We start from the raw sequence: 12,229 nt of genomic DNA on the forward strand, positions 1-12,229 counted from the left end.
ATGAATGATCGTTAACTAAAGTAGTCGCTGAGCTGGGCGAATGTGAGGGTATTGGGCCCACTCAGACGGTGTGCCCGCGTCGAGGAAGAGGAACAGCACTATGCCGATTGCTTCAGATCCTGGGGTGGATCCGGTGCCCGAATACGCCGCGTGGCGCACGGGCGTGGCCGGCGTGCTGGCGAAGTCTCGCCGGGTGGAAGTCGCCGAACTTCCCGAGGAGCCCGAGCGGTTGCTCGACGAGACCACCTACGACGGGCTGACGATTGCCCCGTTGTACACCCTGCGTGACGAATTGCCCGAGCAGCCGTTGCCGGGTTCCTTCCCCTTCGTCCGGGGCCGGGACGCCACCCGGGACGTGCACCGCGGGTGGTACGTGAGCGCCCGGGTCGGCGAACGCGATGCCGCGACGGCCAACCGGGAGATCCTGGCCGGTTTGGCGAGCGGAATCAGCGCGATCTGGCTGGGTGTCGGCGAGCGCGGCCTGCCGGTGGCCGACCTGCCGACCGCTGTCGCGGGTCTGCTGTTCGAGCTGGCTCCGCTGACCCTGGACGCGGGTAGCGCGGCCGCCGACGCGGCGGCGCAGGTGTTCACCACGCTGGACGGCTATTCCGCGCCGTCCCGCAAGGACATTCGGGTCGCCCTCGGTGCCGCGCCGCTGACCAGCCGCTTCGCCGGCCTCGCCGATGTCGACCTCACCGAGGCGGTCACGCTCGCCGGACAGGCCGCCGAGCGTGCCGAGACAGTGCGCGCGATCACCGTGGACGGCACCGTCTTCCACGACGCGGGCGCCTCCGATGCCCAGGAGCTGGGCGCGGCCGCCGCGGCCGGGCTGGCCTACTTGCGGTCGCTGACCGAGGGGCTCGATATCGCGGACGCGTTGGAGCAGTTGGAGTTCCGGTTCGCCGCCACCGACGACCAGTTCGCCACCACCGCGAAGTTCCGCGCCGCACGGCAACTCTGGGCCAGGGTCGCGCACGTGTGCGGCGCACCGGATTTCGGGGGCGCGCCGCAACACGCGGTGACGTCGGCCGCCATGATGAGCCAGCGCGACCCTTGGGTGAACATGCTGCGCACCACGCTCGCCGCGTTCGGCGCCGGCGTCGGCGGCGCCGACACCGTGACCGTGCTGCCCTTCGATGCCGCGCTTCCACCGGGTGAGCTCGGCGTCTCGAAGTCGTTCTCCGACCGCATGGCGCGCAACACCCAGCTGCTGCTGCTCGAGGAATCGCATCTGGGCCAGGTGCAGGACCCGGGCGCGGGCTCTTGGTACGTCGAGGACCTCACCGCCGCGCTTGCCGCGAAGGCGTGGGAGTTCATGCAGGAGATCGAGGCCGCGGGCGGTTACGTCGCCGCGCTGGACTCCGGACTGCTCGCCGAGCGCATCGCCGCCACCAAGACCGCGCGCGACACCGATGTCGCGCATCGCAAGACTGCCGTCACCGGCGTCAACGAATTCCCCAACCTGGCCGAGCAGCCGCTGTCCGAGGCAGCATGGCGGGCGGGCCGGGTGGCCCGCTATGGCGCGGCGTTCGAGCAACTGCGCAACCGCTCCGACGCCTACCTGGCGGCTACCGGCGCCCGGCCGAAAGCCCTTCTGGTGCCGCTCGGTTCGGTCGCCGAGCACAATGTGCGGGTCACCTTCATCGCAAACCTGCTGGCCTCGGGCGGGATTGCATCGATCAACCCCGGGCCGCTCGAGGTGAGCGGAATCGCCGCCGCGGCAACGGAAGCCGGTGCACCGATCGCGGTGCTGTGCGGGTCGGACGTGCGGTACACGGCGCAAGCGGGGGCCGCGGTGGAACAGTTGCGCGCGGCAGGCGTGCCGACCGTGCTGCTGGCCGGTGCTGCCAAGGCCGTCGCCGAACTGAATGACGCGCAGCGTCCGGACGGATTCCTCGCGGCGCGCATCGACGCGGTCGCGGCACTGTCTGCCCTTCTGGAGAAGGTGGGAGCCTGATGACTACTCGCGAGATCAAGCATCTGATCGGCAGTTTCGCCGACGTGCCGCTGGCCGAGCGGGCGCCGAAGGCGGCCGCCGTCGAGGCGGCGCAGGTGGAGGCGTACGTGCGGGCCGCAGCGGCGGCCAACCATTACACGCCCGAGCAGCTGGTGTGGTCGACGCCGGAAGGTATCGACGTGCCGCCGGTGTTCACCAAGGCCGACCGGGATGCCATTGCCGCCGAGGGATACCCGCTCGACAGCGTGCCGGGCACCGCACCGTTCGTGCGCGGGCCGTACCCCACGATGTACGTCAACCAGCCGTGGACCATCCGCCAGTACGCGGGCTTCTCCACCGCGGCGGACTCGAACGCCTTCTACCGTCGCAACCTGCAGGCGGGCCAGAAGGGCCTGTCGGTTGCGTTCGACCTGGCCACTCACCGCGGCTACGACTCCGACCATCCGAGGGTGCAGGGTGACGTCGGCATGGCGGGTGTCGCCATCGACTCGATCCTGGACATGCGCCAGCTGTTCGACCACATTCCGCTGAACCAGGTCAGCGTGTCGATGACGATGAACGGCGCGGTGCTGCCGATCCTGGCGCTGTATGTCGTCGCCGCCGAAGAACAAGGCGTCGCGCCGGAGCAGCTGGCCGGAACCATTCAGAACGACATTCTGAAAGAGTTCATGGTCCGCAACACCTACATCTACCCGCCGAAGCCCTCGATGCGGATCATCTCCGACATCTTCGCTTACACCAGCGCGAAGATGCCGAAGTTCAACTCGATCTCCATCTCCGGCTACCACATCCAGGAGGCAGGCGCGACCGCCGACCTGGAGTTGGCCTACACTCTCGCCGATGGCGTCGAGTACATCCGCGCGGGCATCGACGCCGGTATGGAGGTCGACGAGTTCGCACCACGGCTGTCGTTCTTCTGGGCCATCGGTATGAACTTCTTCATGGAGGTAGCCAAACTGCGTGCCGGGCGTCTGCTGTGGAGCGAGTTGGTCGCGAAGTTCAGTCCGAAGAGCGCGAAATCGCTGTCGCTGCGTACCCATTCGCAGACCTCCGGCTGGTCGCTCACCGCACAGGACGCCTACAACAACGTCGCGCGCACCTGCATCGAGGCGATGGCCGCCACCCAGGGCCACACGCAATCGCTGCACACCAACGCGCTCGACGAGGCCTTGGCGCTACCGACGGACTTCTCCGCGCGCATCGCACGCAACACGCAGCTGCTGATTCAGCAGGAGTCCAACACCACTCGCCCGATCGACCCCTGGGGCGGTTCGTATTACGTCGAGTGGCTGACCCATCAGCTGGCCAATCGTGCCCGCGCGCACATCGCCGAGGTCGAGGCGCACGGCGGCATGGCGCAGGCGATCGGTGAGGGCATTCCGAAGCTGCGTATCGAGGAAGCAGCCGCGCGGACCCAGGCGCGCATCGACACCGGACAGCAGCCGGTGATCGGCGTCAACAAGTACCAGGTCGAAGAGGACCAGCAGGTCGAGGTTCTCAAGGTCGAGAATTCCCGGGTGCGTGCCGAGCAGATCGAGAAGCTCCGGCGGTTGCGCACCGAGCGCGACCCCGAGGCAGTGCGGCGGGCGCTGTCCGAATTGACCCGCGCCGCAGCCTCTTCTGAGGGTGGCATGGCGAACAACCTGCTCGCGTTGGCGATCGACGCGGCGCGCGCCAAGGCCACCGTCGGGGAGATCTCCGACGCACTCGAGCAGGTGTACGGCCGCCATCAGGCCGAAATTCGGACGCTCTCCGGTGTGTACCGCGACGAGGCAGGAAAGGTGACGAACATCACCAAGGCGAGCGAGCTGGTCGAGGAGTTCGCGGAGGCCGAAGGTCGTCGTCCGCGTATCCTCGTCGCCAAGATGGGCCAGGACGGCCACGACCGTGGACAGAAGGTGATTGCCACCGCCTTCGCCGATCTCGGCTTCGACGTCGACGTGGGCCCGCTGTTCCAGACCCCGGAAGAGGTGGCACAGCAGGCGGCCGACAATGACGTACACGTCGTCGGCGTGTCCTCGCTGGCGGCAGGCCACCTCACGCTGGTGCCCGCCCTGCGGCAGGCACTGGCGGATGTTGGACGTCCCGACATCATGGTCATCGTCGGCGGCGTCATCCCGCCCGGCGACTTCGACGAGCTCTACCAGGCCGGTGCAGCGGCGATCTTCCCGCCCGGCACGGTGATCGCCGACGCGGCGATCGACCTGTTGAAGAAGCTCGGCGCCGAACTCGGTCACGAACTCGGGATCGGCGCCGCGGATTCCGCCGCCACGGAATGAGCGAAACGGGTTCGCCGGCCGCGAAGGTGACCGCGCGCCGGACGATCGATGTCGACGCGCTCGCCGAGGCGGTCCGCAACAACGAGCGGTCCGCCTTGGCGCGGGCGATCACCCTGGTGGAGTCCACCCGCGCCGATCACAGGGCGCTGGCGCAGCAGCTGCTGCTGAAGGTGACACCGGAGTGCGGCGGTTCCGCGACGGCCACGGTCTCGAACCGGGTCGGAATCACGGGGGTTCCCGGTGTCGGCAAATCCACGTTCATCGACGCGCTCGGCATGTCTCTGATCGGCAGAGGGCATCGGGTCGCCGTGCTGGCGGTCGATCCGTCCTCGACCAGGACCGGCGGTTCGATCCTCGGCGACAAGACCAGGATGGCACGGCTATCGGTGGAACGCGATGCCTACATCCGCCCGTCGCCCACCGCGGGCACGCTCGGCGGGGTCGCCAAGGCGACCCGCGAGACCATTGTGCTGCTCGAGGCCGCCGGTTACGACGTGATCCTGGTGGAGACCGTCGGGGTCGGCCAGTCCGAGGTCACGGTCGCGAACATGGTCGACGTGTTCTGTTTCCTCACTCTGGCCCGCACCGGTGACCAGCTGCAGGGCATCAAGAAAGGTGTGCTGGAGCTGGCTGACCTGGTGGCGGTGAACAAGGCCGACGGCAAACACGAGATGGAGGCCAAAGCCGCCGCCCGCGAACTCGCGGGAGCGTTGCGCCTCATCCACCCGCACGACGCGCTGTGGCGGCCGCCGGTGCTCACCATGAGCGGACTGCACGGCATCGGATTGGAGAAGTTCTGGGACACCGTGCTGGAGCATCGCAGGGTACTTACCGATGCCGGGGAGTTCGACGAGAAGCGCCGCCGCCAGCAGATCGACTGGACCTGGACCATGGTGCACGACCAGCTGTTGCGCAGGCTGGCGGGCAACCCGGAGGTGAAAGCCATTCGGGCACAGGTGGAGAAGCAGGTCCGCGATGGCACTCTGACCGCCGCGCTCGCGGCCGAGGAACTGCTGCGGGCGTTCGACGGCCGCTGATCCGGCATGGCACCAGCTCCTGGCGCGTCGGCCGAAAGGACAAGTCAGACGGCGTCGCCGAGTGATTCGAGCAGTTTATTCGACGCCGAAGAGTTGGGCCGCGTTCCGGTAGCAGACCTGTCGTAACCATTCATCGCCGAGCTCGAGGCGTTCGAGAACCTGGATCGAATGGCCATAGGAGTACGGGATATTGGGGAAGTCGCTGCCGAAGAGGATGCGGTCGGCAAAAAGGCGCAGCCTGCCGCGCTCGCCGGCAGGGAAGGGAGCGTTCGCTTCCGAGAAATCGGTCCACACCATGGTGGTGTCGAACCTGACATCCGCGTAATCCTCGGCCAAATCGAGAAATTCGGAGTACTCGGGGGTCCCCATGTGTGCGATGACCAGCGACAGGCGCGGAAAGCGCCGCAGTACACCGGCGATCGGTTCCGGTCCGGTATATACGCCGGGCGCGGGCCCGGAACCACAGTGGATGACGACCGGAATCCGAGCGTCCTCGATCATGCCCCACACCGAGTCCAGTAACGGATCGCCAGGATGGTAGCCGCCGACCTGTACGTGCGCTTTGAACACGCGCGCGCCCCGCTCGATGGCCGCCCTCACGTAGCCCTCCGCTTGCCGCTCTGGGAAGAACGTGGCCGTGTGCAGGCAGTCCGGGGTCCGCTCGGCGAACTCGGCGGTCCACTCGTTGAGCCACGCGGCCATATCCGGCTTGTGCGGATACGCCAGCGATGTGAACGCCCGAACACCGAAGTCGCGCAAAGTCTTCAGGCGGGCCTGCTCGTCGGCGCGGTAAGTGATCGGCCAGCTGCGGCCGATCAGCGGACCCACCGAATCGAAGTACGCCCACACTTTGCGCAGTACCTGGTCGGGCATGAAATGGGTGTGCACGTCGATGATTCCGGACAATCCGAGCCTCGTGCGGAAGGCGGAAAGGTCCATGGTCTCGTCCTCGGTCATCGCACCTCCGGTATCTTGCGACACACCCGCGTCGGGTCGGCGCCGACGAGTACGGCGCGATGGTCTCTCATCGCACTGCTCGGGCGGGCGGATGGACGGCCCGCGCGAAATCGCCGACCCGCGTGATAAGCCGCTCGAAAAACAACTCCGGGTCGGTGCCGATCACGACGTCGGCATTGGGTTCCCTGCCCCACATGCCCGCCCAGTCGGCGACCGTGGTCGCGCGCGTGAGGGTGCCCGCCAGCTCGACGTCGACCGTCGCGGGACGGGTGCGGGCCAACGTCGGGTCCAGCGCCACCGCTGCCGCGAACGGATCGTGCATGTGGGCGAGATACCCCTGGTTGTAACCGCGGTGGAAGTCGAAATAGAACCGCACGGCATCGGTGACGTACCGGACGATCGGGTTACTCGTGGCGGAGCGGGCCTCGGGTCGATCTTTCTCCGAAACCAATTCCACCGGAAAACTTTTCGCACGCTCAGCGAGCCGGACCAGGTGCGACGGCAGCATCTCGATGGTCTCGGTGATGTCGAGCGCGCAGACGATCGGCCTGCGCTGTGCGGGCGCCGCGGCGAACGCGTCGAAAACCTGCTTGGCGGCCTCGGGGTCGACGTGCACATTCCACTCGTTGGTCGGTGTTGTGTTGCCGGGGTGGTTGAACGCGCCGCCCATGATCACGAGGCGGCGCAGCAGCACCGGCAACTCGGGCTCGATCCGCAGGGCGAGGGCCAGGTTGGTCAGGGGGCCGGTGCAGAGTCCGATGAGCTCGCCGGGGTGCGCGCGAGCCAGGTCGGCCCACATCCGCGCGGCCGGGCGCGGGGAGAGACGGCGGGTGGAGGCGGGCAGTTCGGCGTAGCCGATGCCCTGCGGTCCGTGGGTGTCCTCGGTCGTGCGCAACGGGATCGCGATGGGGTCGGCGGCGCCGAGCGCGACCTCGATGTCCGGGGCGTGGCAGACATCCAGCCATGCGAGATTGTTCGCGGCGACCTGTGCTGCGGGCACGTTGCCGGCCGTGGCGGCTATCCCGGCGATCTCGGCGTCGGGGGACGCGAGCACGTAGAGCAGCGCGAGCGAGTCGTCGATGCCGGTGTCGACGTCCATGATGATTTTCTGCCGCACGGCACGAGACTAGCGAGCCGGACCTGCTCCGCCGCGCCGAGGCGGCAACTCGCCGGCATCGGCGGTGCGCGGTGGTACGGGCGTCTAGTACATTTGTCTAAGACGTTGTAGCCTCGGGTCATGGGAAATCGCGAGGATCTACTGGCGGGGGCACGGAAAGTCATCGTCGAGCGCGGCGTCGCCAAGGCAACGGCCCGTGATATCGCCTCGGCCGCGGGCGTGAGCCTGGCGGCGATCGGATATCACTTCGGCTCGAAGGAGCAGCTGATCACCGAGGCGCTGACGGACAACCTGGGCACCGTAATCGGCGACAGCATGGAGGAGATGATCCGCGGGGGAAGCGGAGTCCCGCCGCTCGAGGCGTTCGCCGCGATGTGGAACGCGATGCCCAAGGTGTTCGCGGACAACCGGGACGCCATGCTCGCGAGCATGGAGAACCTGGTTCGGGTCGCGCGGTCACCGGAGTCGCAGAAATTCTTTGCCGAGAGCCTGCCCGGCGCCTATCGCGACATGGCGGCGGCGTTGCGCGAGGCGCACCCGCACCTGCGTGCGGAACAGGCGGAGGCGATGGCCGAGCTGTATTTCGTGCTCGCACAGGGACTCGGCGTGCTGCAGACGATCGCTCCGGATGTGCAGCTCCCCGACGGGGACGGTTTGGCGCAAGCTGTGGCCGCCCTTGTGGGAGACGTGCCCGCGGCTGGTTAGTCGCCTTTCGGATCCGGGCCAGTCAGTGTGTCGGCCGCGGCCAAGCGGGGCGATACGCGCCGTAGGCGGGTGCGGGCCAGGCGTAGTCGGGGTACTCGGCGAGAGCGGGCGCCGCGGTGACGACCTGCCCATGTCGCACCGCGTGGGCGGGGCTCGGGGCTGCGGCCTGCGGGTGGCGTGGCGTGCGATCCGGCGCGTCGAGCAACCAGGATGCGGTGCGCGCCAACGCGACTCGCACGTCACGGCCGACGCCGTCCTCGGCGCGGGCGACCAAGGCGTCGACCACGCCCGCGGCCAGCAGATACCCCGATGCGTGGTCGAGTGCCTGCGCGGGCAGCGCTCCGGGCGCGGCGGGCACACCCTCGAGGATCGAAATACCGGAGGCGGCCTGCACGATACTGTCGAAGCCGCGGCGTCCGCCCCACGGACCGGCTTCACCCCATGCGCACACCCGCCCGTGGATCAGGCCGGGACGGCTCGCTGCCCGCAATCCCGCGCGCTCCAGCGCGCCGGGGCGGTACCCGGTGATCAGCACGTCGGCGGCTGCGATCAGGTCGTCGAGCTGGGGCAGCCGGGTGCGCAGATCCACTACGGTGGAGTGCTTGCCCTGACAGGTGTCCGCGTACTGCCAGGGGATCTCGGGCAGCTGCGGCGGGTCGACCCGGAGCACCTCGGCACCGAGCAACGCCAGGGACCGTGTCGCTACCGGACCTGCGATCACGCGCGTCAGGTCGAGCACCCGCAATCCCAGCAGCGGCTGCAAAGGCACTGCGCCCGTGGGCAATCCGGCCGTACCCTGGTCGGCGCGTGGTGCAATCGCGACCAAGGGACCGGAGGCTGCGGCCTGCCCGGGTGCGCTCTCGGCCCACTCCGTCTCGGTGCGGACCCGCACAGCGATGGCGCCGTGGGCTGCGGCCACGTCCTCGAGGTCGGAGGCGCGGATCATCGCCATTTGGGCGACGGCCAGATCGACGGACGCGGTGGCGGGCAGGTCGAGGGCAGCAAGCAGGCGAGCGCGGTGATGCGGGTAGTTGGCGTGCGTGCGAACCCACCCGTCGAAGGTGGGGAAGAACCCGGACAGGTCGGTGAACAAGGTCGGCGCTTCGCCGTCGATGCGTAGCAGTCGTTCGCTCGAGAAGGCGGCGGTAATGCGGTCCGGATCGATCCGATGCGCCATCGGATCGAGGCCGTGCGCGGTGCGCATGCGGTTCGCCGCGGCCATCAGCGCCGCGACGGACCCGGCGGAGAGCGCCCAAACGGGCAGGGTCGCAGCGAGATTGCTGCCCGGATCGGGTGACGGGGGAGTTGACGAGGCGCTGACACCGATTCCGGCCTCGTAGTCGCGGACCAGCCGTGCGTGCGTGTTCACTCGCTACAGGATAGCTGTCGCGGCGAAGGCTACGCGGAATACCGGCGGCCACAGGGTCGATCCCGCTCGGGTGATGGTTGTGGCGATGTTGCGATCACCCTGATCGCATATCTCTGACCACCTTTCGGCGAAAACTACCATGATCGGACGGAGCGTGCTGGCGATTCTCTCTATCGTTCTCGGTTCATGTCATGACCAGAGTGCCCGAGAGTGCAAGGGCAAGAGAGTAGTAAGGTAGCGCAGGTCCGGAACTGGTACGGATGTGCCAATTCAGGGTAAGGGCCCCATCGATGTCGGCCGACCGATCCTCGACCGAAAGAACCCGATGACTGTGCCGTCGAACCTCTCCTCGTCCGTCGTGAAACCGATTGCGTGGGTGCGAAATTCGGGATTGCGGAGGTCATGGTCGGCTCGGGAGATGGCGTTCTGGGATCCGGTGCGCTGGCAGCTTCCGGTGCTGCTGGGGCGGTGCCGTACGTGGGTCGGCGCCTCGCGCGCGCGGCGCAGGGTGGTGTCGTTTCTGGCCATCGCAGTCGTGTTGTTCGTCTTCCCTGGAGTCGTCGGAGCTACTGCCGTGGCGGTCGGGGAGGGTGACTCGACCACGGTGGGATCCGGTATCGACGCGTTGAGCTGGATGAATATTCGGGATTCGGCCGGCGTCCCGTTGACCGGCTATGTATTCGCCACCAGTGGCGGCGGTTTGTTCAATCCGGTGGGGACCGCGGTGTCGACAGTGCTGGGCTTGGAGTTCGTCGGGTACATGGTGATTGTGACCAGCGCGGTGTGGGCAATCGGTTTCGCGATCAGCTTCCGGTGGCTGGATCCCTTCGGGCAAGCGTTGAGCGGGGTCGCCGACAGCCTGACCGGCCAGATCGCGACCCCGATCCTGATGACTCTGGCGGCGACGATCGGCGCGTTCTTCGTCGGCTGGTTCGTGGTACGCGGATACCACGCCAAGGCCACCATGCAGATCGTGACGATGCTGGGGGTCGCGCTCGTCGGCCCGTTCGTGCTGGCGGCGCCGTTGGCGGAAGTGTTGTCGTCGGACGGTCTGTTGGCGCAGGGACGCGACCTGGGAATCTCGGTGGCCGCGGGCTTGAACGGCCACGCCGCGCCGAACCCTGACCAGTTGATCGCGACGATGCAGGGCGATCTGGCCGACAACTTCGCACGGCGGCCGGTGCAGGTGTGGAACTTCGGCCACGTGGTCGACGAGTCGCCGCGGTGTGCGGCCGCCTGGACGGCAGGGGTGCAGTCGGGCGAGGACTCCCGGGTGGTGAACGGCATGCGCGCCTGCGGCGACCCGATGGCGTATGCCAAGGCGAACCACCCCAGTATGGGGCAGATCGGTTCTGGTCTGGTCTTGCTGTTCTGTGCGGCGGTCCTGCTCTGCTTCGGGGCGTATCTCGGGATCAAGATCATATGGGCCGCTCTGGATTCGGTCTATCACGGCTTCATGTCGATCTTCGGATTCGCGGCAGGCGGATTCGTCTACGGGCCCACACAGACCTTCCTGGTGCGCAATATCGTGGACAGCGTGATCGCGGCCGGGCGAATGGCGGCATACACCATCTTTCTCGGGGTTTACGTACTGTTTCTGGGCAATCTCTTCCACGAAGCTCGCGGCCAGGTGACGTTGGTGCTCGTCCTCGGCGCCATCGTGGAGGTCATCGCAATTCTCCAGCTGAAGCGGCTGAGCGCCGGTCTCAGCCGCGGCAACGACTGGATCGCCAACCGGTTCGCACTCGCCGTGCAGGGCGTGGGCGGCAAGGGCGGCGGTTCGGGCACCGCTCTCGGGATGGGCCCCGGTGGCACGTCGCATTCCATGGCGGCCGGACTGATGACCGGGCTGGCCGCGGTCAACACCATCAACAGCAACCCGATCGCCGGATTGCTTCTCGGGAACAAGCGCAGTCCGCTCGATCCGAACGCGCGACTGCGCAACCGTTCGGATCGCGGGGGCTGGAAATCGAACGCGCTGATCAACGAAAAGGGGTGGAATGTCAACTACATGCGGACCCGCGAACAGATCATCGAGGCCGCCAGGAGTGCCGTCCGCGAGCACGGCGGGCGGCACACGGCCCGCAGCGCCGCCGCAGCCGTCGACCGCATCGTCAATCGCGGCGGGGGTATGGGCGATATCAGTACCGCGATGATAGATGCCGGGTTCACCGATCAAGAGATGATCATCGACGCCATGCGGGCCTACAACTACCGCCAGAACTTCGCGCCCAGCGTGTGGGACGGCGACAAGTACATCGGCGAGGCCGCGGCGTCGCTCGCGGTGCTCAAACTGGGCCGCTCGCCCGCCAACATGGCCTTGTTCCAGCAGACGGCGCACCGGCTCGCGAAGCGCCGCTACATCGACCATGTCCCGGAATCCGAGCTCACGAGAGCCGAACTCGACTACCTCTACGATTACTTCGACACGCCGACCCGAGACAAGATCAGAGGCATCCAGGCTCTCGCAGGGGGAAGCAAGATCATCGAAGACGCCCGTGGAAACCAAGTGCAGTCCAACCCGGGCTACCCGCTACCAACGCAGTTCAAAGATTGGAGCCAGGAACGCGGCGAGCTGATGAACAGGTTCATCATGCCGCATCTCGCCAGCCGATACCACACCGCCGCCGAGGCGGGCGACCTCGAAGAAGCGTCGAACGTTCTGCATACCATGGCGAACTCCGAATACTGGACAGGCAATGTCAAGTTGACGCCGTCGAAGGCGATCCCGCGGTTCTAGCGACCCACTGTCGGTGACGGGCCATGCAATCGGGGAAACCCACCGACCGGCCTACACCGGAATGGGGT

General features: G+C 67.3%; 8 protein-coding genes. 5 read left to right on the forward strand and 3 right to left on the reverse strand.

What is annotated here, in order from left to right:
* The first annotated feature begins 100 nt into the window (after positions 1-100).
* From AB4Z47_RS09155 to meaB, 3 genes are read left to right on the forward strand one after another with little or no spacing between them, the layout of a single operon-like run.
* Positions 101-1,957, forward strand: a complete 1,857-nt coding sequence (locus tag AB4Z47_RS09155) for a methylmalonyl-CoA mutase family protein (RefSeq protein WP_441949495.1) — start codon at positions 101-103, stop codon at positions 1,955-1,957.
* Positions 1,957-4,236 carry a methylmalonyl-CoA mutase gene (scpA, locus tag AB4Z47_RS09160; RefSeq protein ID WP_441949497.1) on the forward strand — a complete coding sequence of 760 codons (2,280 nt, stop codon included), beginning with the start codon at positions 1,957-1,959 and terminating at the stop codon, positions 4,234-4,236. The genes AB4Z47_RS09155 and scpA overlap by 1 nt, the downstream gene beginning before the upstream one ends.
* Positions 4,233-5,273, forward strand: coding sequence for a methylmalonyl Co-A mutase-associated GTPase MeaB (gene meaB / locus AB4Z47_RS09165; protein ID WP_441949499.1), 1,041 nt, complete (start codon positions 4,233-4,235; stop codon positions 5,271-5,273). Before scpA ends, meaB begins: the two co-directional genes overlap by 4 nt.
* Positions 5,274-5,348: 75 nt before the next feature.
* On the opposite strand, the gene AB4Z47_RS09170 is transcribed toward meaB, so the two are convergent.
* Together AB4Z47_RS09170 and AB4Z47_RS09175 are read right to left on the reverse strand one after the other, a co-directional pair.
* Positions 5,349-6,230, reverse strand: a complete 882-nt coding sequence (locus tag AB4Z47_RS09170) for an amidohydrolase family protein (protein WP_441949501.1) — start codon at positions 6,228-6,230, stop codon at positions 5,349-5,351.
* A gap of 67 nt (positions 6,231-6,297) precedes the next feature.
* A complete protein-coding gene (locus tag AB4Z47_RS09175) occupies positions 6,298-7,329 on the reverse strand; it encodes a nucleoside hydrolase (RefSeq protein WP_441949596.1) in 1,032 nt (343 codons plus the stop codon).
* A gap of 138 nt (positions 7,330-7,467) precedes the next feature.
* Here AB4Z47_RS09175 and AB4Z47_RS09180 point away from each other — a divergent pair, with 138 nt between their 5' ends.
* On the forward strand, positions 7,468-8,052 hold the full coding sequence (locus tag AB4Z47_RS09180) for a TetR/AcrR family transcriptional regulator (RefSeq protein ID WP_441949503.1): 585 nt from the start codon (positions 7,468-7,470) through the stop codon (positions 8,050-8,052).
* Between the two features lie 22 nt (positions 8,053-8,074).
* Here the strand turns inward: AB4Z47_RS09180 and AB4Z47_RS09185 are convergent, their stop codons facing one another.
* The gene (locus AB4Z47_RS09185) at positions 8,075-9,421 is read right to left on the reverse strand and encodes a CoA transferase (protein ID WP_441949505.1); all 1,347 of its coding nucleotides are present in this window, start codon (positions 9,419-9,421) and stop codon (positions 8,075-8,077) included.
* 418 nt (positions 9,422-9,839) lie between these two features.
* Between AB4Z47_RS09185 and AB4Z47_RS09190 the strand changes: the two genes are divergently transcribed.
* A complete protein-coding gene (locus AB4Z47_RS09190) occupies positions 9,840-12,161 on the forward strand; it encodes a hypothetical protein (RefSeq protein WP_441949507.1) in 2,322 nt (773 codons plus the stop codon).
* Positions 12,162-12,229 lie beyond the last annotated feature (68 nt).

The organism is Nocardia sp. 2TAF39, from assembly GCF_052114905.1.
GTDB lineage: Bacteria > Actinomycetota > Actinomycetes > Mycobacteriales > Mycobacteriaceae > Nocardia.